The following is a 25,074-nucleotide window of genomic DNA, read 5'->3' as shown; positions in this document are numbered from 1 at the left end:
TCCCTCACCGGCGGTTATGTTGTCCGCTCGGCTCGATCGGTACTACGGCCACCTCCGACGCCCTTCCGGCTGGCTTCCACTTCCCGGCTCCTCACCGGTTATAGGTCGCCGCACTCCGGCAGCACTGCGCAGTCTGCTGGGCCGGGGAGGGCCTCTCCAGTTCCCGCCGTCACTATCCGAACGTTCCGAGCCCTCTACGCCGGAGAGTCCTTCACGGCTGCTCTTCCAGGGTCTTCACCGCTTCCATGGCCTTCGCCCGTCCTTTCGGGGCTCGGCACTCTCTCGCCCCATCCGTTTCCGGGCAGGTCAGGTAACGACGCGGCAGGCTTCACTTCACGTTACGGACCGTTCGGTTGCACACCCCACACACGAGGGTGCTCGACGCTGGGCTTCGACCCCGCCCGTTTCCAGACGAGACCGCCAGCCTGCTACCGGGCCTCCTGGCAGCTACCCGGACCGGACTTCCACCGGCAAGCGACGACGAGCTTACGAATCAGCCGTCAGTACTTCACATACCAACCACCTTTCCTACTGGACGCACAAGGGACGACCCGATGAACGCAGATCTCATAGTTTGCGCCGACACCGTACACACGCTGGCCGATGACCCGCGGCCGGTCGAGGCGATCGCCGTGCGCGACGGCGTCATCGTCGCGACCGGATCCCGCGACGAGTCCCGGGACTGGCGCGGAAACCACACCGAGACACTCGATCTCGGCGCTGCCATCATCACCCCCGGGTTGATCGACGGGCACAGCCACCCGGTGTCCGGCCTCGAACTGACCGACGGCACAGACCTGTCCGGAGCCCGGACGCTCGACGAAGTGCGTGCGCTGCTGTCCACCGCCGCGGCCGAATGCGCGCCGGGCGAGTGGGTGCTGGCGTGGGGCCTCGACCCGAATGTCTTCGGCGCCAACCCCATCGACAACACGACCCTCGACAAGGCCGTCGACGGGCGGCCGACCTTGGTGCGCCTGTTCGATGCCCATTCCGCACTCGCGACCGCGGCCGCCTTACGGATAGCCGGCGTCGACGGACCACGAACCTTCCGCGAACGGGCGAGCGTGGTCTGCGACGAGCGCGGCCGACCCACCGGCCTGCTCCTCGAAAGCGCGGCGGTAGACCTTGTCGCCCAGCACATTCCGGCCCGATCGGCGGCGGTGCGCGGCGCCCGGTTGCAGGCGCTGCTCGCCGAGATGGCCGCCACCGGACTCACCGGCGCCCACGTCATGGACAGCAATGGTGACAGCGAAGCGATCCTGCGGGCCGCCGAGGAACTCGGCGATCTTCCGCTGCGACTACGCGTCGCGCCGTGGTGCGAGCCCGGCATCGACCGCGACGGACTCGCGGCACTGATCGACGGGCAGGGCAGCGGCGGTCACCGCTGGCGGATCGGCGGCGTCAAGCTGTTCATCGACGGCACCGTCGACAATGGCACGGCCTGGCTCGAAAAGCCCGATGCGCTGGGGCAATCCACCGACAGCTTCTGGCCCGACCCCGCCCGCTACACCGAGGCGGTCCGCATGCTCGCGGCGGCGGGCGTACCGACCGCGACGCACGCGATCGGCGACGCCGGGGTCCGGCACGTCCTGGACAGCCTCGACGGACTCGGCCGCCCCGCGGCGGCGCCGCACCGCATCGAGCACATCGAGACCCTGCCCACCGAATTGATCGGCCGATTCCTGCGGCAGCAGGTGGTGGCGAGTATGCAGCCCGCGCACTGCCGTTTCACCCGCGCCGATCACACCGATAATTGGTCGACCAGGCTCGGCGGCGAACGCGCCGACCGGGCGTGGCGTTGCCGCGATCTGCGGGAGGCCGGGGTGCCGGTGGTACTCGGCTCCGACTGGCCGATCGCGCCGTTCGACGCCCGCGCCGGGCTGGCGACCGCGCAATTGCGCCGGCCCGCCGAGGATCCGAATGTTCCTGCGGTGCAACCGGATCAAGCTCTCACCGCCCGTATGGCGTTGGAGGGCTACACAATCCTGGCCGCCGCAGCAGCCGGCGAGACGGGCGCCCTGACGGTCGGCGCGGGCGCGAACCTCACCGCCTTCGTGGTCGATCCGCTGCGATCCGATCCGGACGAACTGGCGGACGCTCCCATCGCATTGACCCTGGTCGAGGGCCGGATAGCCCACCGATCACAAAGTTAGCAAACAGTCTTCTGCAGAATTTCCTTGACCGGCTTCTCCCAAGGCGGCGAGGCGGCCACGGCCGTGGGTGAAGCCTTGCAGGCCAACCAGATCCCCGGCTTCGGACTCGCGGCACTCGCCCCGATCAGCGGCCCCTACGACGTACAGCACGTCGAATTCCCCGCAGGCGTCGACGGCCGTGTCTCCCCCGCCGACGCGGTCTTCTACTTCGCCTACTGGCTCACTTCGATGAACCGCATCTACCACCTCTACGACAACCCGGCCGAGGCCTTCCAACCGCCCTACACCGACGCGGCAGAACTCTTCGACGGCAAACACGACGAAGCGGCAATCGGCAAGGCCCTGCCTCCCACTCCCGACAAGCTCCTCCAGCCGGCCTTCGTCAGCGCCGCTCTCGCGAACCCCACCGGTCCCCTGCTGCAGGCCATGAACGCCAGCGACGGCACCTGCGACTGGACCCCGCACGTCCCGGTCCACCTCTACGCCGCGTCCGGCGACCGCAACGTCCCCATCGCCAATGCCCAGAGCTGCCTAGCCGCCCTTCACACCGACCAGGCTACCCTCACCGATCTCGGCCAAATCGACCACACCACAACAGTTCACGTCGCTCTCCCCCAAATTCTCACCTGGTTCCAGCAACAAGTTCCCGCCACCTGATCGGGCAGCCCGCCGGTGCGTCGTATGGTGGTGATCATGCGCGACCACCAGGGATGGTCTCGGTCGTGAGCCTGCCGGACTGAGGAGACGCGATGGGGCTCGGTGCAGGACATTCGGTTGCGGAGGAAACGTTCGATGTCATGCGCCGGTTCGGGGTGACGCGCATGTTCGGCAATCCGGGGTCGACGGAGATGGCGTGGTTCCGGTACTGGCCCGGGGATATCGAGTACATGCTGACACTGCAGGAGGCCAGCGCGGTGTCGATGGCGGAGGGATTCGGGATCGTCTCGGGGACACCGGGATTCGTCAATCTGCACTCGGCGGCCGGAATCGGGAACGCGATGGCCGGCATCATGACGGCTTGGCGCAATCAGTCGCCGGTGGTGGTGACCGCGGGGAATCAGGCTCGCGCGCTGCTGCCGGTCGATCCTTATCTGGGGCAGATCTATCCGACCGAGTTTCCCAAGCCGTATGTGAAGTGGGCCGATATGCCCGCACGGGGCGCGGACGTGCCGGGGGCCATCGCACGTGCCTGTGCGACGGCGCTGACCGCGCCCTGTGGGCCGACATTGGTGACCATTCCCAGTGACGATTGGGAGCAGCCCGCGCAACCGGTGCCGCCGCATACGGTGGTACAGGGCCTCGGCGCGGACCCGGCCGGCATCGCGCGCTTCGCGGAAGTGCTTACCGCGGCACGGAATCCGGTGCTGGTGCTGGGCCAAGAGGTCGACCGCGACAATGCCGGCGCCGATGCCGTACGACTCGCAGAGAAGTTGAACGCCGGCGTATTCGAGGCGCCATGGTCGTCACGGTGCAATTTCCCCGAACGGCATCCCTTGTTCCAGGGGTTCCTGGCCGCGTCGAAGGACGCGGTGGCCGCCGCGCTGCGCGGCCATGATGTGGCGCTGGTGATCGGCGCACAGGTCTTCACCTATCACGTCTATACCGACGGGCCGTATCTGCCGGAGGGCACCGCGGTGCTGCAGGTGACGGAGAACCCGGAGCACGCTTTCTCAGCGCCGGTGGGCGAGAGCCTGATCGCCACGGCGGGCAATGCGATTCGAGCCCTCATCGACGCGCTGCCCCGCACCGAGCGCACAGGTCCGCCGGTGCGCCCGGAACCGGAGCCCGTCGGCGCGGGAAAGTCCATGACGGGTGCGTACGTGATGAAGACCGTGCGAGATCTGGTGCCGCTGGACACGCGGACGTTCGAGGAGGTTCCGTCGTTTCGCGCGACGATGCGCGACCAGTACCGCGTCGAATCCCCCGGGCTGTTCTTCAATGCGTTCAGCGGCGGCCTGGGCTGGGCACTGCCCGCGAGTGTCGGTGGCGCGCTGGCGGATACGAGTCGCAAGACGGTCGCCCTGATGGGCGACGGATCGATGATGTACTCCATCCAGGCCCTCTGGACGGCAGCGCAGCAGCGGGCGCCGCTCACCGTCCTGGTCATGAACAACGGCGAATACGGCGCGATGAAATCGTTCGCCACACTGTTCGGGATTCCCCAGTTCCCCGATTCGATCCAGCGCAGCCTGGACCTCCCCCGCATCGATTTCTCCGCGCTGGCAACGGGTTTGGGCGTGCCCGCGCTGACTGCGGACAATCCGGGCGTGCTCGGCGACATGCTGCGACAGGCCATGGCCGAGCCCGGCCCGATCCTGGTGGACGTGCACGTCGAGGCCCTGCGCGGTGTCGGCCCGCTGTGACTACCGGTGGTCCGCGCGTGCGGCCGTATGCGTGGCGCGAGCCATGGCCAGTATCGGACCGAGCGTGCGGTCGGTGAGCCGGTAGCGGATCACCCGGCCGTCACGCGTTCCGGTGACGGCGCCGGAAGCCCGGAGCAGGCGCAGCACTTGGGAAACCGAGGTGGCGGTCAGGCCGGTGGCCAGGGCCAGATCGGTGACGCTGATCGGGCCCGCGCGATCGACGGAGAGCAGGATGGCGAGCCGGTTCGGATCGCTGACCAGAGCGAACCTTTCGGCCCAGGCGGCAACGTGCCCGGGATCGCCGAGAGCCTCGATGGCCTCGCAGGCCCGATGCTCGTCGATGGCGGGCTGACCGGCCCGCTCGGGCGGCACGAGGTGCATGCCCCCACTCTTCCACACGCCTGATACCTAGACAGCTATGCAGACTTGCAGGTGTGGTGCGGCGGGCCTTACCCTGAAATCCTCTGTGCCTGTCCGCATCCCCGGGAGGATGCCGTGTTCTCGACTCTCACTGCCCGGACCCGCTCGATCGCCGGCGCCCTGCATCCCGCCGAATGGGGACGATTGGGGTCGATGGCCCTGGTCATCCTCGCGCTCAATGTGTTCGGGTGGGGTATCTACATCATCACCGTGCTGCCGCACCACTTCCGATACACCGGGCTGGGCATCGGTTTGGGGGTCGCGGTCACCGCGTGGACCCTCGGCGCCCGGCATGCCTTCGACGCCGACCACATCTCCGCCATCGACAATTCCACCCGCAAGCTCATGGCGGATGGCCGGCGCCCCTTGGCCAGTGGCTTCTTCTTCGCGCTCGGGCATTCCACGGTCGTGGTGGCGGTCGGGGTCGGCATCACCTTCGCCGCGAAGGCGGTGTTCGGCGCCATGGTGGACCCCGCGTCCACCTACGAGACGGTCGGCGGCGCGATCGGCACGCTCACCGCGGCCGGATTCCTGTATCTGATCGCGGCCCTGAATCTGATTGTGCTGCTGGGCATCTTCAAGGTCTTCCGCGATATGCGGCGCGGCGTCTACGACGAGGCGGAACTCGAGCGGCAATTGCAGGCCCGCGGCATGATGTGGCGATTCTTCGGCCGTTTCATGCGCTCGATCAACCACACCTGGCAGCTGTTCTTCGTCGGCCTGGTATTCGGGATCGGATTCGACACCGCCACCGAGGTGGTCCTGCTCGCCGCCACCGCTTACGCCGCCACCTCCGGGCTGCCGTTCTACGCGGTGCTCGCCCTGCCGATCCTGTTCTCCGCCGGGATGATCCTGTTCGACACCCTGGACGGCTGTTTCATGAACTTCGCCTACGGCTGGGCCTTCGCCCGCCCCGTGCGCAAGGTCTACTACAACCTCGTCATCACCGGCTTGTCCATTGCCGCAGCCTTTCTCATCGGCACCATCGAAGCGCTGGGCGTCCTGACCAGCGAACTGCACCTGAGCGGCCCGTTCTGGGATTTCATGGCGAACTTCGATATCAACAAGGCCGGCTTCGCGATCGCCGGACTCTTCGTGATCACCTGGCTCGCCGCCCTGGCGTTGTGGCGATACGGCAGGGTCGAAGCCCGCTGGCAAGCCGCCCTCGGCGCCTCAGATCCGGTAACCGACCCCTCGGGCGCGGAGTAGCGGAAGGATTGCCCGCTCGTATAGCCTCCGAAGATCGGTAGTGACCCGCGAAACCAACGAGGGAGCACGAGATGTCCGACGATGACCCGGTGGCATTGCGATTCGACATCCTGTGTGGTCGCCGCCCGGGACTCACCCGAGATCTCCCACCCGGTAAAGAGGACCTGCAATGGGTGGTCAATACCGCCACCCTGATCTACGACGACACCGATGCAGTGCTGGTGGACACCTTCACGACCGTCGACCAGAACCAGGAACTGGTCGACTGGGTCGAGGGCTACGGCCGGAATCTGAAGTACATCTACATCACGCACGGTCATGGCGATCACTTCTTCGGCGTCAAACAGTTGAAGGAAGCGTTCCCCGCCGCCCGCGCAATCGCCACCGCCGCTGCCGCGAAACAAGCCGCATACGAGGGCAGCCCCGAATATCTGGACATCTTCTGGGGCAAGGCTTTTCCCGGCCAGATTCCTACGCCGCCGGTGGCTCCGGAGGCGCTCGACGGCGACCGGTTCGAGATGAACGGCCACACCTTCCAGGTGATCGAAACCGGGTACACCGACACACATGACACCAGTGCCCTCTGGGTGCCGGAGCTGCGGTTGGTAGTCGCCGGCGACGTCGCCTACAACGGCATCCACCAGTACATGGCCGAAACCACCACCGAGTCCCGCGAGGAGTGGGCGCGCGCCACCGATATCCTCGCGGCCCTCGACCCGAGGTACGTCGTCGCGGGTCACAAGATCCCCTCGAATTCCGACGATCCGAAGATCCTGGCCGAGACCAAGCAGTACCTGACCGATTTCAACCGCCTCGACGCCACTACCGGCACCGCCGGCGAGCTCTACGAAGCAATGCTGCAGCTCTACCCTGATCGCGCCAATCCGGGATCACTGTGGGGCGGTGCGAAGAAGGCGAAATCCTGACGGCGGTCGTTTCTCACTCAGGGGTTTCGGGCGCGACGCGGGCCGGAGGCCACGTCTGCTCCGCGCGCTGATACAAGGCATCCAACGGGAGTGGCGCCCGGCTCACCGCCAGCACCTGGTTGCCGATGTAACCGGCGAACACGTCGCCGTCCACCAGCACCCGGTGGGGGAACATCGCACGAATGTCCTCCAGATGATGCCGGGTGCCGACCAGGTTCAGCAGGTAGACGCCCTCGGGCCGCAGAACCCTGGCCACCTGGGCGGTGAAGTCCGCACCGGTGATGCCCTGTGCGATCCGGAGCCCTTCGAAGGCATCGGCCACCACGATATCCGCGGAATCCGCAGGCAGCGTGGCGATTTCGGTCAGACCGTCACCGATGCGCAAGTCGACGCCCGGCAATCCGCGTAACCCGAGTCGCTCGTCGACGAAATCCGCCAGTGGCGCGTCGGCCTCGATGATCAAGTGCCGCGAGCCCGGGCGTACGGCGGCCAGGTAGCGCGGGAAGGCGGCGCCACCGCCGCCGACGTGCAGCACGTCCAATGCCGCGTCGGCGGGTTCGAGTGCGTCGACGACATAGGCCATGTACCGGAGGTATTCCAGTTCCAGGTAGGTCGGGTCGTCCAGGTCGATATAGGACTGCGCAATGCCGTTGACGGTCAGCAGCCAGCCGCCGGGCCGTTCCTCGTCCGCCGACAGTTCGGCGATGCCGAAGCGGACCGTCCGGGTTCCGGGGAACGGTTCGGGCGCCGGGCGCATGTCCTCGTCGGAGGCGGCTTCGGGGTATTTACTCATCGGCCGGCTGCCAATTGCCGGTCAGGCGGGCGGTGGCCGCGGAGCGGACCTGGGCGATCATGTGCTTCTCGGCGCCGTCGGCGTCGCGGGCCTCCAGCAGGGCCAGCAGCCGGGCATTGGATTCGACTGCGTGCGCGGCCATTTCGGGATGCGACCAGACCGATTGGCCGATAGGGACCGGATGCGTCTCCCAGATCCAGCCGAGGTGGCGGGCAATGATCGAGCGGCCGCCGACGCGGGCGATCCGATCGTGGAAGCGCCGGCTGGCCGCCGCCATGGCCTGCGGATCACCGTCCGCCGAGGCCTGGCGCAATTCCTGATGGGCCGCCCGCAGCGGGCCGAGTTCGGCTTCGGTGATCGAGGTCGCTGCCAGGCGGGCGGCCAGCCCCTCGACGGTGGCGCGCAGCGTGTAGAGCTCTTCGATTTCGGCCGCGGTGAATTCGGCGACCTTCGCGCCGAAGTTGGCCTCGTAGACGACCAGTCCCACCGATTCCAGGTTGCGCAGCGCTTCCCGGACGGGGGTGATGGAGACGCCGAGTCGTTCGGCGATGGCGTCCTGCAGGATCGGTGCGCCCGGAGGCATTGTGCCGCTGAGGATCTCGGAACGCAGCACGTCCTGGACGTAGCTGGCCCGGCTGCCGGGTGGTTTGACGGTGCCGTAGGCCTCGCCCGAGATCGCGGCGATCGGCGCCGCCGTGGCGGCGGCGGACTTGCTGCGTCGAGCCATCGAATCCGTCTCCCGTTCGTGTCCGCAAGGTTTCCCTGAATCGTAGTGCGGCGCGGAGGCACCCTTGGCGCACTAACTTATAACTTAATCTCCATGATGCGGTACGAACCGCTGAAGGTCGGCACCAGCCGCGGCGCACCGGCCAGCCTTTGTCGGAAAACGAACTACGGGCCAACTATGACAATCCTGCGAGCCGGCGGCCGAGTTCGGCGGCATCGGGCGCCGCCGACGAGCCGGGACCGCCGACGACGGCGGACCCGCAGGCCACCGCGGCGGCAAGGCATTTCGGCAGATCCCATCCCGCGAGCCGGCCGTGGACGAAACCGGCGTCGAAGCAGTCCCCGGCGCCGGTGGTGTCCAGCGCCGCAACAGGCTGTGCCGCAACGTCGTAGCGCCGGCCGGCGTGCAGCGCGATGGCTCCGGCCCCGCCGAGTTTGATCACCACGGTCGGCGAGAGCGCACCGAGCCGCGCCAGCGCCTCGTCGACGGTCGCCGTCCCGGTCAGGCGGAGCGCCTCCGCGGCATTGGGTGTGAACACATCGGTGAGCGCCAATGCCTCGCGGACTCCCGGCGTCTCCAGGTCGGCGGGGATGTCCTGGCAATCCATGACCACGGCGGTGCCGAGCCGGCGGGCCAGCCGCAGCGACCGCACGGTCTCGGCGTCGTAGCGCAGCTGCGGCACCATCAGCAGCCGGGGGCGGTAGCGGTGCAGCAACACCGCTATCGGCTCGGGCGTGACGGGATCCTGAAAGCTGATCATGGCGCGGTCCCGCGGTGTGGACAGTGCCACCGTCAGGCTGCGAAGGGACCGTGGGTGGCGCCGGAAGGCGGTGTCGTCCAGGCCTTCCGCACGCGCGGCCCGCAGCACATGCGCGCTGAACGGATCGGTGCCGAAGTCGGCCGCCCAGATCACATCGTGGCCGAGCCGGTGCGTGGCCATCGCCAGGGTGTAGGCGCCACCGGGCACCATCGCGAAACCGTCGGCGAACACCTCCTGCCCCGGACGTGCGACCTCGGACAGTCCATGGAATATCAGATCCGCGAAATACGCTCCCACAACGAGAATTTCGCGGCCCTCGCCAGCGGATTCAGAACGGTATGTTTTCGTATCTTGTTCTACACCAGCAGAATTCGCAGCACTTTCCATACCCGGCAATGCTACGTTTTCCTCGGTGACGAACTCCCGGGCCGCGGCCTCCGATGGCGTGCACTCGCTGGTCATCGGCTATCACCGACCACCCGGTATCCGCTCCGGCGCCACGCGGCGGGCGCCGTCCAGCCCCAACGGGATCCTGCCCACCCTGACCGGCCTGTTCGAACAGGGCCTGCCCGGTATCTGGGTTGCCGCAGCGCCGGGCGCCAATGGCCACCACGCCGCGATACCGGAGGACGTGCCGCTCGCGTTGCTCCCGCTCACGACGGCCGAATGGAACGGCTACTTCCATCGCGCGTGCAAGGACACGCTGTGGCCGGTGCTCATGTCCGAGCCGCACCGGCTGCGCTTCGATGCGCGCGCCTGGGCCGAGTACCGCGCGGTCAACCGGCGTTTCGCCGCGCACATCGCCGCCCGGGCCGCGCGCGGCGCCACCGTCTGGCTGCACGACTACAACCTGTGGCTCGTTCCGGCGGCGCTGCGCCGACTCCGGCCGGACCTGCGCATCGGGCTGTTCCACCACACCCCGTTCCCGCCGCCGGAGGTGTTCGCCGCGCTGCCCGTCGCGGAGGAGCTGCGCCGTTCGCTCGCGATGCTGCACTGGGCGGGATTCCACACCGATGTCTTCGCCGGCAACTTCCGGCGCGCACTCGGCGACCGGCCCGGCCCGCCGGTCCTGGGTATCCACCCGCTCGGTATAGACCGCACCGCTGTCGAGGCGCTCGCCCGCAACCGCGCACGTCGCACGACATTCCCGGCCCACCGATTGGTGCTGTCGGTGGAACGCCTCGACTACGCCAAGGCGCCTGTCCAGAAGGTCGAGGCCATCGCGGACCTGCTGACCCACGCTCCGGAGTACCGCGGCCGCTTGACCTTCCGGCTGGTCTGCCCGCCGCCGGAGCCCGGCATCACCGCCTACGACAGCACCCGAGATCAATTGGAGCGCCGCATCGCCCAACTGAACCGGGTATGGCGTACCGGCGACTGGCAGCCGATCGACTACATCCCGCGCAACCTGTCGTTCCCGGACGTCATCGATCAATACCTGGCCGCGGACGTCTTCTGGGTGACCTCCCTCCAGGACGGAATGAACCTGACCGCAAAGGAATTCATCGCCACCCGCTGGGCCGCTCTGCCACTGGGCGGCGCACCCGGCGTCCTCGTGCTCTCCCGGCACACCGGCGCCGCGACCGCTCTCGGCGACGCCGCCGTACTGACCGATCCGCACCGTCCCGGCGATCTCGCCGCCGCCCTGTCCCACGCCCTGGCCCTCGGCCCACTCGAACAGCGAATCCGGCTGCGGCACTTGGCCATGCGACTGGGCAACGATCGCCCGCTGGACTGGGCCAACCGCATCATCGACGCCATCCGCGGCCGGACACCGGTGCGGGCAGGCTGACCGACGATGCGAGACCAAGTGCACGACTGCGCAGCGCGGTACGGGCGCCGTCGAGCCTGGGGATCGGGAGCCGCTGGAAGGTGTATTCCGCGCCGTCGAATTCGATGGCTCCGAGTCTCTCCTTGACGTGCCGGATCCCGTTCATGCCTCCGGATTCCCCCATGACGAAGGTGCGGCAGCCGATATCGCATGCGTACTCGATCGAACGGCACTGCAACAGTTCCTGCGCCCGCGAGGATCCGGCGAATGCGCGGTCACCGTACGCACGCCAGCCGACGGCGACATATTCGTGGAACAGGGCGATATTGGCGGCCACGGGTGCGCCGTCGAGCTCCGCGACCCAGATCCGGCAGTCCGCACCGAGCATCGCGGCGACCGTCTGGAAACGACACAACGGTTCCGCGCTGCTCCACAGAGCGGCCAGCGGGCGCAGCGATCGCCATTGCTGCGCCCGCTGGTCCAGCCAGCGCAGATAGACCCGGTAGAAATCCGCGACCAGGTCCGGAGTGTTGCCGATCCGGATATCGATTCCGGCCGCGACCGCCTTGCGTTCGGCATTGCGAATACCGTTGCGCGCCTTGGAGGTGAATCTATGGGACCACACCTGGGCGAATCCGCCGGAGAGGTCGAGCACGTGGGTGCTGCGTGGCACGCTGTAGGTGGACCGGAATCGCTGCCGCGGTCCCTCGGCCGAGATCCGGGCCCACGTATAGGCCGCCGCATAGCCGGGCCGGATCATGGTCCGCAGTCTCGGATTTCGGCACAGGTCGGCGTACACGACGGCGATATCCTCCGCGGTGGCCCCGCCCGGGGCGAGCACACCGCCCGTCCCCCAGCCATGGGGAAAAGACGCCTGCACGACGGGCACCGGTCCCCGGGTGGACGCACCCACCAGGGGGCGGCGCACCAGCGGAAGTATCAGGGTGCGGCCGTCGGGCATCCGATACAACCGGCTGGCGTCGTGCCACCCATCGCTGCGGCACACGGAGTCGAGCCAGGTCGGCGTCTGTGACGGCGTCGCGGTCGGGTCCGCCGACAGCACCCGCAGCCAGACGTCTCTCGGTGCCGGACTCGTCACTGATTCGATCCAGACATCGTATCGACGATTCCCCGATGCCGATATGACCTGTGCGAGACGATGTTTACATCGAGAACGAGCCGGTCACCGGTCCCGACGCGATCGACCTGCTGCAGTCTGCGGACGCGCTGTGCAGGTCGCTTCGCGAGTCGGTCGCGGCCGAGGAATGGCTCGACGCATACCTGTCGGCGTGCGGGTTGTGGCAGCTGGTCGAGGATCATCTGCATCCGGATCGACTGCAACTCAGGCGCATTGCCTCGTATCTGACGGAACCTCGGACTCCGCCACCCGCGCGGCTGGCCGGTCGGGCCGCCGCGGCGGCCGCCGTGCCGGTCAATCTGTCCGGTCCGCGGCGGCTACACCGATTGACCCGAGCGCAGAATGCGCTGACCACACTCACGGTCCGATTGGCAGCTCAGCTGCTCTCGGCGGACGGCAATGCGGCCGATACGGCGCCTATCGCCGGGCTGATCCGTGAGATCGAACCGGTGACAACAGTGTTGGAGGGCGATGTATTACGGCTTCCGGCCTGCTTCCGCGACATCGACCAGTCTCCCGACGATCTGCGCAGGCTGGCGGCGAAACTACTCGCGGAAGTAGAAGTGCCGAGCTCTCAGCAGCTCCACGTGGTCGGGGTCCGGACGTCCGGCTGTTATCTGGCGCCCTTACTGGTCGCAGCGCTACGCGCGCAGGGACGCTCGGGTGCGCAAATGGCGACCTACCGGCCGGGACGGCCATGGCGGCGCAGCGAACGGAATGCGTTGCGATACTGCGCACGTGCGGGCGGGCGGATTCTGTTGATCGATGATCCGCCGGTGTCAGGCCGGTCCCTGGTGGCATCCGCACGAGCGCTCGCAGCGAGCGGAGTCGCCGAGGCCCGCATCGTTTTGATGGTGGCGACAGGCGCTGACGCCGACGAGCTCCCGGAGTCGTTGCGGCACTGGCCGGTAGTGCAATTGCCGTGGCGAGAGTGGGCCGTACACGAGTTGCTCACGCCACGATCGGTCCAGGCCACGCTCGGCACACTGGCGGGTCCCGAGTGGCGAGTCGGTCTGCCGATCGCACGTCCCGAATCGATTGCGCCGGGCCGCGATCACCTGTGTGCCAGGTACTCGGTGCCGTTCACCGACGCGGACGGTGAACACACGGAGATACGTGAACTCGCGATCGAGGGCGCCGGTCAGGGGCGCTGGGGTCGGCATGCCGTTTTGGTCGGCGAACAGTTGGCCGCCGAGGTGCCACGGATGTACGGCTTCGCCGACGGACTGCTGTATCGCGAGTGGATACCTGAAGGGCCGCAGCCGGATTCGGCCATTACCGCCGATCGAATCGCCGATTACGTCGCACAACGCCAGCTGTGGCTGCGCACTCCTCACGACCCTTCCCGAGCACTGCGCGGCCGTGGCCCGATCTGGGAAGTCGCGGCCTACCTGCTCAGCGGCGAATTCGGAGCGCTCGGTCCGATAGCGCGATTACTCCTGCTGGAACCGATGACCCGCATGCTGCTGACCGTGGACCAGCCCTGCATCATCGACGGCGCCACAGAACGCCGCTATTGGGTGCCCGATCCGGTTGCGCCGCAAGCACTACGAAAGGTGACATTCCAACGATCAGCATTCGGCAACCGCCAATTAGCCTGCTATGACGCCGTATTCGATCTGGCTGGAGCGGCCGTCGACGCAGCCGATGGGGCGTTCACGCAAGCACTGAGATCGAATTTCGAGTCCCGGACAGGCGCCGACGTCGACGGTGAACGGTGGCTGCTCTACCGCCTGGTGCACCTCTGGCAGCTCGATCGCGCAGGCAAGATCGGCGCGACCGACTTCACCCGCCGACGTGCTGCCGTCGTGCACGACTACCTAGCGGAATATCTACTGCCACACCCCCAACCAACCACCGGGCCGATCTGTGCCCTCGATCTCGACGGCGTACTCGAAACCGGTCCACTCGGCTTCCCCACCACCTCACCCACCGGCGTACTGACCTTGCGAGCCCTACTCGCACACGGCTACCGCCCGATCATCGCAACAGGCCGCAGCATCGCCGAAGCGCGCGACCGCTGCCGGATATTCGGCCTGGCAGGCGCGGTCGCCGAGTACGGATCGGTCATCTACGACGCCGCCACGACCCGCGAGATCGATCTGCTCACCGATTCGGAACGACAGCTGCTCGATGAAGTTCGCACGAAACTGAGCGCCGACCCGCACGTCGAGATCGACGACGGATACCGCCACAGCATCCGCGCACACGTCGCCCACGGCCCCCTCCCGCCGGAAACACTCAGCGCCCTATCCACTTTCGCGCCCTCCGATCTGCGATTCGTCAACGGCCAGGCCCAAACCGACATCGTCATCGCCCGCGTCGACAAGGCCACAGGCCTCGCGGCGCTGGCACAACGGATGCCGAACGCCGAGCATCGAATGACGGTCGGCGACAGCGCCGAGGACCTGCCCCTGCTCCGAACCGCGCAACTGTCCTTCGCACCACGCAATGCCGACACCCGGATTCGAGCCGCCGACATCACCCGAACCCGCCACGCCTACCAATCCGGACTGGCCGAAGCATGCCGCCATCTACTCGGCCACCGCCTCGGGCACTGCCCCGTATGCCGACCCGGCAAGCTTCCGCCACGAACACGGATACTCCTCACGGCGCTCGCCCTGCGCGAGGACGGTTTACGCGGCCTCCCGATCCGGACGGCACGGCTCGCCGCGCAACTCGGCCGATGGGGCCGGGTGGCGCGGAAGTAGCGCCGGGCTACATCGTGTTGAGGACAGGGCATCAACCACGACAAGAGGATCCAACAAATGACTGCAATTCACGGTAGTTCGGTCGACGTGCAGACACCCGATGGTGTCGCCGACGCGTATGTGGTCTACCCCGATGACGGTGCTGCCCATCCGGGCGTGCTGGTGATTCAGGACGGTTTCGGGTTGCGGCCCAGCCTGCGGGCGCTGGCCGATCGTATTGCCGCGCATGGTTACACCGTGCTGCTTCCGAATGCTTATTACCGGCATGGGCGGGCGCCGGTGATCGAGCTGCCGGAGTTCATCGACCCGGCGCAGCGGCCGGAGATCTTCCAGCAGCTGTTCCCGATGATTCGGGAGATCACGCCGGAGCTGTTGCGCTCCGATGTCGGCGCCTACCTCGACTGGCTCGGGGCGTCGCCGCAGGTCGCGGCGGGGAAGGTCGGGCTGACCGGGTATTGCATGGGTGCGCGGCTGGCGGTGCTGGCGGCGGCCATGTTCCCCGATCGGGTCGGGGCGGTGGCGGGATTCCACGGTGGACCGCTGGTCACCGATACCCCGGACAGTCCGCATCTGACCGTCGGAAACATCACGGCGGAGCTGTATTTCGCCCATGCCGGCTCGGATCACGAGCGGGCTCCGGAGCACACGGCCCAGTTCGACAAGGCGCTGGAGGCCGCCGGCGTTCGGCATCGCACCGAGGTTTACGAGGGATCGCAGCACGGCTACACCCAGGCCGATACCTCCGCCTACGACGCCGAGGCCGCGGAACGGCACTATCGCGAACTGCTCGCCTTGTTCGACCGCAATCTGCGCGGATAGCCGACGGACTCGAGGCCGGCTCGCAAACGTCGCTCAGGATGCCTCGTCGAATACGCGGACGTAGTCGATGAGCATCTGTGCCGGGAATTTCGTGCCGGCGTCGGGTGGTCCGGGCCAGTTGCCGCCCACCGCGAGGCTGAACAAGAGATAGAAGGGATGGTCGAAGTCCCAGCGACCGGCCGATTGTTGTTTGGTCAGGGTCTGGGTCGTCTGCCCGTCCACCTCCCAGTCGATTTCGGTGGGCGTCCAGGTCACGGCGTAGGTGTGCCAGTCGCTGATGGACTGGCCACTCGGCAGGGCGAAGCCGGAGCCGAAGTCCAATCCCGGTGCGTGCGCGTGCTGTTCGACGGCGCCGGTCTGATTCCCGAGGGTCTCGACGACGTCGATCTCACCGGACTCCGGGTAGCCGACGTCATTGATATTGTCGCCGAGCAGCCAGAACGCGGCCAGCAGGCCCGCGCCCGCCGGCATCTTCATCCGGACCTCGAAGTGGCCGTAGCGTTGCGAGAACAGGGCGGAATCACCGCGGTACGTGATTTCCTTGCCGCTCGTGTACTGGCACGGGCCGTACCAGCAGGATCGAATACCGCCGGACTGAGCGCGGGCCTCGAGCACGAGATGTCCCTGGCCGTCGAGAAAGGCATTCCCGCTCGGCGTGTAGTACTGCAATTCCTGATTGCCCCAGCCGGTTCCGCCGTGATCGGGATGCCAGTAGCGTGAATCGGGGGCTTTGCCCGCGGGCCCGTCGAATTCGTCGTCGAAGGTGACCTTCCAGCCCGAGGGAACCGGGAACGCGGAGGAAGACGGAGCCGACGGAGCCGAGGTGGGCGCGGGCGGCGATGAGGTGGTGCCGCAACCGATCAGGACGGTCGCCAGCACCCCGGCGATGAGTGCGGTAGCCGGCCTACGCATCCCGGAATCCGATCGCCCATTTGACGCCGGTCCGTATCGAACGTTCCATCCGATACAGCGGCGCGCGTTCCATCCAATAGCGTGCGTAATCCACCGGCTGCGCACCGAATCGGCTCTTGAATTGTGCCAACCCGGCCGATCCACCGGACTCGCCCAGGTGATAGGCCCGGCATCCGGCCGCGCACGCCTCCTCGATCGCCGCCGTGTGCAAGGCGCAGTTCGCCTGGGTCCCGGCGGCGAACGCCGGATCCATTGCGCCACGCGTGTAGTGGGCATTGGCCCCGCCACGCAGCACGAGGATCGCCGCGGCGGGACTTTCGCCGACCCACGCCACCGAGATCCGGCAACGGTCGCCCAGCCGATCGGCGATGACGCGGAACTTGTCGATCGGGTCGCGCCGCCGCCCGCGTAGCCGGGTGAGCCAGGCGGGCTCGTGCTGTTGGCCTGCCCACCGGTCGAACGATCGCAGCAGCAGTTCATAGAAGACGGGGGCCAGCCGCCCGGTGGTATCGGTTTCGATGCGCACGCCGGACTTTCGCGCCCTGCGGACATCGGTGCGGGTCGCCGCCTTGAAACGATCACGCCAGACCCGCTCGAAGCCGCCGGACAGATCGAGTACGTGTGCCCGGGACGGGATCGCGGTCACCCTGTGGCGGCCGGCCGTCGCGGCATCCCACGCGTCCGCGTGCAACGGATTGGCTCGAATATGCACCCGCAGTGCGGAGGTAGCGGACAGATCGTCCAATACGGCCGACACCAGCTCGGTGTCGACCCCATCGGGTGCGATGAGTCCGCCGAACCCCCAACTGTCCGGCATGGATTGCAGGATCACCGGACCGCCACCGGGGAAATGCCTGCGCACCAGCGGAAGGACGGCCAGCCGCCCGCCCGGCATTTCGTAGAGCCGGCTGGCATCCCGGTAGCGCCCCGTGGCGGTCACGCAGTCGAGCCATTCCGCGGCCTGGGTCGGGACGGCCTCGCAATCGGATTCGTGCAGCTCCCGCCACAGCCCGCGCGGGACAGGGCTGCGCACGGTGAGACGGTCGCTCGATACGGCGGTGCGCTTCACGACTCTTCCTCAGACGACCGGGCTCGCCGCGAGTGCGCCGCGAAGCCATTCGATGGTGCGGGCGACGCCCTCGCGCACGGCCACCCGGGGTTGCCACTGCAAGGTCGCCACGGTGGTGGCGCAGTCCAGCGCGATGGCATCGATCTCCCCCGCCCGCGCGGGCCGATACGACGGCCTGGCGCGCACTCCGATCGCCTGGGCGATCAACTCGTGCAATTGCAGGGTCGAGGTCTGCAGGCCCGTACCGACATTGAAGGTGCCCGCGACATCGGGAGGTGCGGCCGCGGCGCGGACGAACGCGTCGACGACATCGCTCACATAGATATAGTCGCGCGTCGCACTGCCATCACCGAAGATCGCGGTCGGCCGGCCGGTGAGCAGCGCGCTGCCGAAGATCGCCACCACCCCGGCCTCACCGTGCGGATCCTGGTGCGGACCATAGACATTGGCGAGCGCGAGACTGACCCCGCTCATCCCGTACAGCCCGGTGTAGGCGTGCAGGTAGTACTCCCCCGCGACCTTGGCGGCCGCGTACGGCGAAACCGGATTGGCCGCGGTCTCCTGTTGCACCGGAAGCGATTCCGGCCGCCCGTACCGCGAGCCCCCGGACGCCGCGTACACGACCCGCCGCACCTGCGCCCGCCGGCTGGCCTCGAGCAGGTTGACGGTGCCGAGCACATTGACCCGGGCGTCGTACCAGGGATCCGCGACCGACTTGCGCACATCCACCTGGGCCGCCAGATGGAACACGACCTCCGGATGCACGACCGCCACCAGGCCGACCAGTTCGGGCGCGGTGATATCGCATTCGACGAAAGCGAAACGCGCGCCCGCCCCTTCGGCGGCGGCGAGATTGGCCGTACTGCCGGTGCGGAGATTGTCGACACCGACCACGTCATGCCCATCGGCGAGTAGTCGGTCGACCAGATTCGAGCCGATGAATCCGGCTGCGCCGGTGACCAAGGCACGCATGAAGTCTCCTGTCGGTGGATGGTGAGAACTCCGGTCAGTCGATGCCGGCGATGACTCCGCGCACGGACCCCGGACCGCGCCATCGCCGATAGGTGCGCCACGCCTTCGTGCGCAGTAGCTCGGCCTGCGGGGCGATCGGCGCGCCCCGGCCGCCGAGCCAGGCGCGCAGGGTGGTCACGGAAGTGGTGGGCCGAACAGTCAGGCGGGCCAGGGCAAATGGACGGTCGGCCGCCGAGCTGAGGGCATTGCCTACCGCGCACGCCGACCGGTAGCCCGCCGCCGCGACCGCGCTGCGCAATGCCGCGGTATGGAATCCGTGCGGATAGGCGAAGCCGGTGATTTCCTGGGCCAGAGCGTCTTCGAGCAGCACCTTGCCGCGGATCAGTTCCTCGCGGACGGCCGCGGGGCCGATGATGTCGAGCTGGGGATGCGTGTGAGTGTGGGCACCTATTTCGACACCCTGCGCGGCGAGGCCGGCGAGTTGTGACCGGTCGAGCATCTGCGCGGGCGGGAGCGCCAAGTCGGCGGGTGTGGCCCGGCCGCGAAGTGCACCTGTGGTGACGTACAGCGTGCTCGGCATACCGGCGTCGGCGAGTGTAGTTGCCGCAGTGGCGAAATCGGCGAATCCGTCGTCGAAGGTCAGCACGATCGGCCGTGCGGGGAGTTCGGCGTGGCCCGCAAGGGCGGCACGCAGACCGGACACGGTCAGCGCGGTCCGCCCGCTGTCGGCAATGAGCTTCAAGTGCTCGCCGAAGACGTGCGGCGGGACCGTGTACGGCGCAATCCACCCGGGCGGATCATCGGCGATGGAGTGATACAACAGAATCGGGACGACGGTCATTGCTCTCCCCCATCCCCGCGTACACCCGGCGACCACCACACGGCGGCAATCGTCGCGACTGTCGTCACCGAGGCGAGCACGGCCAGGCGCTGTACCGTCGAATCGTCGTGTAATTCGTTGAATGCCACGGTGACCAGCACCCCGAAGGAAATGCTCAGCGCCACCGTGAGCACCCACCGCTGCAATCGGTCCTCGGTCAGCAGCCCCGATATCGCCAGCCCGGGGCAGAACAGCACGAAGGCGAACACCGCCAGCACTCGCACCGGCATGCCGTCCGGCAGATAGCTGAACGCGGCGAGCGCGAGCCATCCGGACGCCGCCAGCAGCAGATGCCGGATCCGTATGCGCGAAAGCGGTTTCCGCCGATTCATCAGGCTCATCTCACCGCCTCCTGCGGAGCGGAAGGGTTCGCCGTGATCACCACGGCATCGGAATTGCGATAGACGACACGGAATTTCGGCGATCCGGTCAGATCGGCGGTGACCCGTTCCAGTGCGCCCTTGGGCAGTTCCCCGGTCATCTCGACATCCGCCGTCTCACTGCGGGTCAGGATGACGAAGGCGTGCGGGTGCCGCTTCGGATCGAGATAGTCGGAGAACATGGCGACGGGGTGATCGAGCACCGCCTGCCGGTCCTTGGGTTCGAGCAGGGCGAACCACATGTAGTCGTAGACCTCGTAATGCTGGAAGGCCCACGGGAAGTTGCTGGTCGCCCCGATGATGAGTGATCCGGGCGGCGCCACGTCGTACAGGTATTCGGCGGCGGCGACCTCCTTCGGGCTGAAGTAGTTCGCCTGCTCCTTGCCGTAATACCCGAAGACGAACCCGGTAAGGAGCAGTAGTACGACGGCCAGCGCACCGGCCATCGTCCGCAGCGAACGCCCTGACGCAGGCCGCGGGTAAAGGGCCGCCGCCGCGAAGAACGCCACGAAGGGCAATCCGAACAGATAGACCCGGAAGATCATCTCGCCGCCGTAGTCGTTACCGGCCAGCACCGGCAGCGGCGCCACCGCCAGCAGCACCAGCGCGAAGTCGCGCCGATACCGGAACCGGCGGGCGAACCCGATCCCCGCCAGCACCCACACACCCGCACTGTGCAACCGGTCGATCCGGGCTACCACCGCCTGACTGTGGCTGGCCAGACCGAGATCGATGAATCCGGAATGCGTGTTGTGCCAGATCGATCCGATGGTGGAGCGAATATTGCCGAGATTCCCCCGAATCCACGGTCCGGCCAGCACCAGATCCCAGCTCACGGTGAGCGCGAGGGTGAGCACAGCGAGCAGCGCGACCCGATACCGGCACAGCAGCACCAGCAGGACCAGGCCCGACACCACCATCAGCGGGGTCAGCTGATGAATCACGATGATCGCCAGCGACATCGGCACCAGCGCCAGCACGGTCAGCAGCACCCGCTGCCGCGGCCGCACGGCGACATTGCCGCGGAACCAGTGCAGGCACAGGGCGATCAGGCTCAGATACAGGGAGTAGGCGACGGCCTGGGGTGCGAAGTAATCCTGGCCGACCCACGCGCTCAGCACATAGATGGCCACGGCCGACCAGACCAGGCGGCGGTCGGTGGTGGCGGTGCGGAAGATCAGCACCAGCGGGCCGATGAGCAGCGCATTGAAAACCGGCGGCGCCCAGATCGCATAGCCGAGCGCGGAATGCAGGCCGCTCGCCTGCACCAGCAGCGCATTGAGATTGAAGAACCCGGGCCAGTACTGGTAGGCGGACAGCTCCTGGAGTGCGGCGTTCGTGCCCTGATGGTGCATGAAGTAGTCGACGAGGCCGACGTGCTTCCACGCCCACGAATAGCGGAGCGTGCCGTAGACGATGCTCGGCGTGGCATGCAGGATGGCGATCAAACCGCCGATGTGCACCGCGAGCAGGGCGCTCGGCGTGCGCGAATTGCGCACCAGCGCTGTGAAACTCACCAGCAGGACCACCAGTGCCGTCCAGAAGGTGACCGGCAGCAATGGAAGCAGTCCGTAGTCACCGATCCGGTCGAGGGCGATGTGGCGGAGCGACAGCGCCCACAGCAGCATCGCCACCGGCAGGCCCGCGAACGCGATGTGCCGCAATAGATATCGGCTGATCGGCCGGCGGGTGTCCGACTCCGGTGGTCGGATCGTGCCGGACGCATAGCCCAGCGCGGTGAGCGCCACGCCCGCGACGAGCGCGCCCGCACCGGCAAGTCCGGCGCGGTGGCCGCGTGCCGCTCGGCCGAGCTGATGCCCTACTCCGCGCGGAATCGTCGACGTGAGATACCCCCGCTCGCTGGACAATCCGTCCTGCGCACCGGCGAGGCGGCGGACGACAGCCTTGGATTGTCCTTCCGCCAGACATCGTGCCTGGAAGTACGACCACGTGGTGCGTTCCTCCGGCACCGTGTGATGGACGACGGCCGCGGGCTCGTACACATGCGTTCCGCCGGGATGCGCCCGGCTCACCCGGATGCACAGCTCGGTTTCCTCGCACCCCAGCGGACGACCGGCGATACGGCCCAATTCCCCTGCGAAACCGCCCGATTCCCCCAGCACACTGCGGCGCAGGGACATATTGGCGCCGATGTGATTGCGCACCGTGGCGCGTGCGGTCGGCAGGCCGCGGTAGCTGCAGCCGATGACCCAGTCGAATTCGGGCGGGAACCAGCCCGGCCGCGCGCCACGCCATTCGGGCTCGACCCGGCCGCCGACGCCCAGGACCTCGGGATCGGAGTACGGACCGACCAGCGCGGCGATCCAGTCCGGAGCCGCCGTGGCATCGTCATCGAGAAAGGCGACGATATCGGCGGTGGCCTCGGCGATTCCGGTATTGCGGGCGCCGGACAGTCCCTTCGCGTTCCGATTCGCGACGACGGTGACATCGTGCAGCTCGCGGGTGGCCCGGCGCAGCAAGGCGGGACAGTGATCGATAACCACCACGATCCGCTGAACCGGGCGGGTCTGGTCGTGTATCGAGGCGACGGCGTCGACCAGGTCCTGCCAGCGGTCTTCCGTGTAGGCACAAATGACCACATCGACGGTCGGCGATTCATCGACGGGGGTCGGTTCGGCGGGGGGCGCCGTACGTACCTGTTCCTCCACCGCCGGTGCGAGGTTGGCGAAAGCGCGCAGCACCGGGGTGACATTGAGGGACCACCAGATGGGCCGCGCGAGGTACGCCTCCGACTTGGTCCACAGGCCGACGATATGGTGCAGCCAGGTCAGCAGAATCGCCGCCTGGTCGTCGATCTCACCGGTTCTGCTTGTGCCCCAGGCGATCTCCATCGGCTCGCGCTCGGCCGGCGGGAGACCACCGGCGCGGAGACGTTGCCGCACAACGGCGCCGAGCTCCCGATCCTCGACGAGACAGCGCGTGGTGAGCACCATGAGATACCCGTCGAGCACGGTGAGCTGCCCGGGACGCGCACCGCCCCAGTCGACGATCCCGGTCACTCCGCCATCGGCTCCGCGCAGCCGCACATTGCCCGCGTGGAAATCGCCGTGCGCCCAGCCCGTATGGACGCGGCGGCCCGCCAGGGCGGTATGCAGCACGGCGCCCAGGCGCTGCACCGTGCCGGTGGACCGGGGCGACATGGTGGTGCACGCCTGAGCCAGCTGCCGAACCGGCTGGTCGACCCACTTGGCGAGCAGAGCATCGTCGACTACGGCGACAGCGCCCGTACGCCGGTGGAATTCGTCGATCGTCGCCAGCGCCTCCATGGTCAAGGGCGTGGACCGATCGGGATGGGCCGTCAGCACCGTCGTCATATCGACTCCGGGCAGGAACGATTCGACCGACACCAAGGTGTCGCCGTGCGCGCGCAGGTCCACGATGTGCGGCAACAGGACGCGCCAGTCCCCCAGTTCCGGGGTGTCCGCCAGGCGGGCCAGGGTGCGCGATTGCGCGCTGAGGTCGTGCACCGCCTGCGGGGTGTGCGCGATCTTCAGGACCGCGGTGGGGTGATCGTGATCGTCGCTGAGCAAGGCCACCTGCAGGTCGGTGACCGTCGGGAGCACTTGCAGGACATGCATATCCCCTGGCAGCTCGCCCTCGACCGCCCGCCGGGTCCGCGCACCCGCGCGAGCCTGCCCGGGTGAGCGCAGGCGCTGCGAGGCCGACCGCAGGTAGGCGCGCAACGGCGTACTGGTCGCCAGCCGAATCGTCGCGCCGACGGCTCGCATCCACCATCGCGTGGCCGTTCCGCTGGTGAGCCAGAGGTCGCGGCGGACCAGCAGCACTGTGGCCAGCACGATTTGGGTTCCCAGCCAGGCGAAGGCAGCGCCCCGGAGCCCGAATCGCGGTATCAGAATCGCGGCCAGCCCGAGCGTCGCCAGGCACATGGCGATCTGAATCGTCAGCAGCAGGCGCAACTTTCGCCGGACCCGCGCCGCGCTGATCGCGGTCGAGACGAGCAGATGCGGCAGGGCCGCGAGCGCGAGCAATCGCAATGTCGTTGTGCCGGACCGATACCCATCGCCGAACAGGCCGAGCACGTACGGTGCGAGCACAGTCACCGTCGCGACCGCCGGGATCAAGATCGTGGCAGTCCGGGCCACGACCCGCCGGGCCTCGGCGGCCAATCGGGATTGATCGGCCGCGGTTTCCACGACGAGAGACGTCCCCATATTCACATTGATGAGGTGGACGGCATTCGCGATGGCCCAGGCGATCGAATAGTAAGCGGTCTGCGCGGGCCCCAGCAATGCGACGACCAGCACCGGCATCGCGGTCACCGAGGCGATCGAAAAGACCGAGCCGACATAGTCGGCGGCCACGAACCGGCCGATATCGCGCAGCGGCGGCAACCGATCGACGGCCGTACTCTCGCGCTGCCGCCGCGGGATCGCGCGGGCGAACAGGAACAAACCGACAACCAGCACCGCGCCACCCAGCGCCAGCACCCACGACGCGAAGAGCCCGCGCACCGGCAGCGCGGTGGCGAGCGCGATCAGCAGCCCCAACTTGGTTATCGAGAACAGGAAGTTCTCGACCGGCACCAGCGGTGTCCGGCGCAAGGCGGTCAGCACGCCGTCCTGGAGCACGAAGAGCGCATAAGCGGCAACAGCCACGATGAACATCGCCTGCGCCGAAACATCTTCCAGGAAGGTCACGCCCGGCGCGATCAGCCAGATGGCCGCGACGCACACGATGCCCGCCACGATCGCCATCCCGGTGCTGACCAGATAGGCGACCGCGACCAGCCGCCGCGTGCGCGCACCGGCGGCCGGAACGAATCGCACCATGGCGCCGGACAGATTGAGCTGCGCGATCGCGGCCACCAGCATGGTCAGCGAGATGGCCGCCGAATTGCTGCCGACCGCGGCCGCCGAATAACGCCACGCCGCCACGGTCCAGTAGCCGAGCCCCACGATCGCCGACAGCCCCGAACTGACGGTCAGCAGCATGCCATCGCGTACCAGGGGGTTCCGCATATCGGCGAACTGCGCCCGGAACCCCCGGGCCCGAATTCCCGGCGTCTCGGGTGCGTCGGTCACGAGACCGC

The 25,074-nt window shown here is 67.7% G+C and carries 19 protein-coding genes; 8 read left to right on the top strand and 11 right to left on the bottom strand.

Going from position 1 to position 25,074, the window contains the following annotated elements; all coding sequences use genetic code 11:
- Positions 1-554 precede the first annotated feature (554 nt).
- The 3 genes from ACH438_RS04245 (at position 555) to mdlC (ending at position 4,516) form a co-directional block, all read left to right on the top strand.
- Positions 555-2,153: an amidohydrolase gene (locus tag ACH438_RS04245; RefSeq protein ID WP_397001058.1), complete on the top strand. Its 1,599-nt coding sequence runs from the start codon at positions 555-557 to the stop codon at positions 2,151-2,153.
- Between the two features lie 24 nt (positions 2,154-2,177).
- Positions 2,178-2,810, top strand: a complete 633-nt coding sequence (locus ACH438_RS04240; RefSeq protein ID WP_397001056.1) for a hypothetical protein — start codon at positions 2,178-2,180, stop codon at positions 2,808-2,810.
- Between the two features lie 92 nt (positions 2,811-2,902).
- On the top strand, positions 2,903-4,516 hold the full coding sequence (gene mdlC / locus ACH438_RS04235; RefSeq protein WP_397001054.1) for a benzoylformate decarboxylase: 1,614 nt from the start codon (positions 2,903-2,905) through the stop codon (positions 4,514-4,516).
- On the opposite strand, the gene ACH438_RS04230 is transcribed toward mdlC, so the two are convergent.
- A complete protein-coding gene (locus ACH438_RS04230; protein WP_397001052.1) occupies positions 4,517-4,897 on the bottom strand; it encodes an ArsR/SmtB family transcription factor in 381 nt (126 codons plus the stop codon). It abuts the gene before it with no gap.
- Positions 4,898-5,011: 114 nt separating this feature from the next.
- Here ACH438_RS04230 and ACH438_RS04225 point away from each other — a divergent pair, with 114 nt between their 5' ends.
- Positions 5,012-6,145, top strand: coding sequence for a HoxN/HupN/NixA family nickel/cobalt transporter (locus tag ACH438_RS04225; RefSeq protein WP_397001050.1), 1,134 nt, complete (start codon positions 5,012-5,014; stop codon positions 6,143-6,145).
- A 71-nt stretch (positions 6,146-6,216) separates the two neighbouring features.
- Positions 6,217-7,071, top strand: a complete 855-nt coding sequence (locus tag ACH438_RS04220) for an MBL fold metallo-hydrolase (protein WP_397001048.1) — start codon at positions 6,217-6,219, stop codon at positions 7,069-7,071.
- Between the two features lie 13 nt (positions 7,072-7,084).
- On the opposite strand, the gene ACH438_RS04215 is transcribed toward ACH438_RS04220, so the two are convergent.
- The 3 genes from ACH438_RS04215 to ACH438_RS04205 form a co-directional block, all read right to left on the bottom strand.
- Complete coding sequence (locus ACH438_RS04215; protein WP_397001046.1) at positions 7,085-7,864, bottom strand: spermidine synthase; 780 nt, start codon at positions 7,862-7,864, stop codon at positions 7,085-7,087.
- Entirely contained in the window at positions 7,857-8,591 is a 735-nt protein-coding gene (locus ACH438_RS04210; protein WP_397001044.1) for a GntR family transcriptional regulator, read from the bottom strand. Before ACH438_RS04210 ends, ACH438_RS04215 begins: the two co-directional genes overlap by 8 nt.
- A 175-nt stretch (positions 8,592-8,766) precedes the next feature.
- Positions 8,767-9,648, bottom strand: a complete 882-nt coding sequence (locus ACH438_RS04205; protein ID WP_397001042.1) for a carbohydrate kinase family protein — start codon at positions 9,646-9,648, stop codon at positions 8,767-8,769.
- Positions 9,649-9,763: 115 nt separating this feature from the next.
- Between ACH438_RS04205 and ACH438_RS04200 the strand changes: the two genes are divergently transcribed.
- Positions 9,764-11,143 carry a trehalose-6-phosphate synthase gene (locus tag ACH438_RS04200; protein ID WP_397001040.1) on the top strand — a complete coding sequence of 460 codons (1,380 nt, stop codon included), beginning with the start codon at positions 9,764-9,766 and terminating at the stop codon, positions 11,141-11,143.
- On the opposite strand, the gene ACH438_RS04195 is transcribed toward ACH438_RS04200, so the two are convergent.
- Positions 11,100-12,221, bottom strand: coding sequence for a GNAT family N-acetyltransferase (locus tag ACH438_RS04195; protein WP_397001038.1), 1,122 nt, complete (start codon positions 12,219-12,221; stop codon positions 11,100-11,102). The genes ACH438_RS04200 and ACH438_RS04195 overlap by 44 nt on opposite strands.
- A gap of 50 nt (positions 12,222-12,271) precedes the next feature.
- Here ACH438_RS04195 and ACH438_RS04190 point away from each other — a divergent pair, with 50 nt between their 5' ends.
- Both ACH438_RS04190 and ACH438_RS04185 read left to right on the top strand, forming a co-directional pair.
- On the top strand, positions 12,272-14,971 hold the full coding sequence (locus ACH438_RS04190; protein WP_397001036.1) for an HAD family hydrolase: 2,700 nt from the start codon (positions 12,272-12,274) through the stop codon (positions 14,969-14,971).
- Positions 14,972-15,028: 57 nt separating this feature from the next.
- The gene (locus ACH438_RS04185) at positions 15,029-15,790 is read left to right on the top strand and encodes a dienelactone hydrolase family protein (RefSeq protein WP_397001034.1); all 762 of its coding nucleotides are present in this window, start codon (positions 15,029-15,031) and stop codon (positions 15,788-15,790) included.
- Positions 15,791-15,823: 33 nt separating this feature from the next.
- Here the strand turns inward: ACH438_RS04185 and ACH438_RS04180 are convergent, their stop codons facing one another.
- Genes ACH438_RS04180 through ACH438_RS04155 form a run of 6 tightly spaced genes read right to left on the bottom strand, consistent with a single transcriptional unit; the run spans position 15,824 to position 25,066 of the window.
- The gene (locus ACH438_RS04180) at positions 15,824-16,702 is read right to left on the bottom strand and encodes a family 16 glycosylhydrolase (RefSeq protein ID WP_397001032.1); all 879 of its coding nucleotides are present in this window, start codon (positions 16,700-16,702) and stop codon (positions 15,824-15,826) included.
- Entirely contained in the window at positions 16,695-17,771 is a 1,077-nt protein-coding gene (locus ACH438_RS04175; RefSeq protein ID WP_397001030.1) for a GNAT family N-acetyltransferase, read from the bottom strand. Before ACH438_RS04175 ends, ACH438_RS04180 begins: the two co-directional genes overlap by 8 nt.
- A 9-nt stretch (positions 17,772-17,780) precedes the next feature.
- Entirely contained in the window at positions 17,781-18,743 is a 963-nt protein-coding gene (locus tag ACH438_RS04170) for an NAD-dependent epimerase/dehydratase family protein (RefSeq protein WP_397001028.1), read from the bottom strand.
- A gap of 34 nt (positions 18,744-18,777) precedes the next feature.
- Entirely contained in the window at positions 18,778-19,584 is an 807-nt protein-coding gene (locus ACH438_RS04165) for a polysaccharide deacetylase family protein (RefSeq protein WP_397001026.1), read from the bottom strand.
- Positions 19,581-19,964 carry a hypothetical protein gene (locus ACH438_RS04160; protein WP_397001024.1) on the bottom strand — a complete coding sequence of 128 codons (384 nt, stop codon included), beginning with the start codon at positions 19,962-19,964 and terminating at the stop codon, positions 19,581-19,583. Before ACH438_RS04160 ends, ACH438_RS04165 begins: the two co-directional genes overlap by 4 nt.
- Positions 19,961-25,066 carry a glycosyltransferase gene (locus ACH438_RS04155; protein ID WP_397001022.1) on the bottom strand — a complete coding sequence of 1,702 codons (5,106 nt, stop codon included), beginning with the start codon at positions 25,064-25,066 and terminating at the stop codon, positions 19,961-19,963. Before ACH438_RS04155 ends, ACH438_RS04160 begins: the two co-directional genes overlap by 4 nt.
- Positions 25,067-25,074: the final 8 nt, after the last annotated feature.

The organism is Nocardia sp. NPDC020380 (assembly GCF_044386975.1).
GTDB lineage: Bacteria > Actinomycetota > Actinomycetes > Mycobacteriales > Mycobacteriaceae > Nocardia.
This window is presented reverse-complemented; position numbering and strand designations above follow the sequence as displayed.

Coding starts and splice junctions, on each gene's coding strand:
- ACH438_RS04220 (WP_397001048.1), top strand. CDS start 6,217: ATGTCCGACGATGACCCGGTGGCATTGCGATTCGACATCCTGTGTGGT.
- mdlC (WP_397001054.1), top strand. CDS start 2,903: ATGGGGCTCGGTGCAGGACATTCGGTTGCGGAGGAAACGTTCGATGTC.
- ACH438_RS04210 (WP_397001044.1), bottom strand. CDS start 8,591: ATGGCTCGACGCAGCAAGTCCGCCGCCGCCACGGCGGCGCCGATCGCC.
- ACH438_RS04160 (WP_397001024.1), bottom strand. CDS start 19,964: ATGAGCCTGATGAATCGGCGGAAACCGCTTTCGCGCATACGGATCCGG.
- ACH438_RS04170 (WP_397001028.1), bottom strand. CDS start 18,743: ATGCGTGCCTTGGTCACCGGCGCAGCCGGATTCATCGGCTCGAATCTG.
- ACH438_RS04245 (WP_397001058.1), top strand. CDS start 555: ATGAACGCAGATCTCATAGTTTGCGCCGACACCGTACACACGCTGGCC.
- ACH438_RS04185 (WP_397001034.1), top strand. CDS start 15,029: ATGACTGCAATTCACGGTAGTTCGGTCGACGTGCAGACACCCGATGGT.
- ACH438_RS04230 (WP_397001052.1), bottom strand. CDS start 4,897: ATGCACCTCGTGCCGCCCGAGCGGGCCGGTCAGCCCGCCATCGACGAG.
- ACH438_RS04215 (WP_397001046.1), bottom strand. CDS start 7,864: ATGAGTAAATACCCCGAAGCCGCCTCCGACGAGGACATGCGCCCGGCG.
- ACH438_RS04165 (WP_397001026.1), bottom strand. CDS start 19,584: ATGACCGTCGTCCCGATTCTGTTGTATCACTCCATCGCCGATGATCCG.
- ACH438_RS04180 (WP_397001032.1), bottom strand. CDS start 16,702: ATGCGTAGGCCGGCTACCGCACTCATCGCCGGGGTGCTGGCGACCGTC.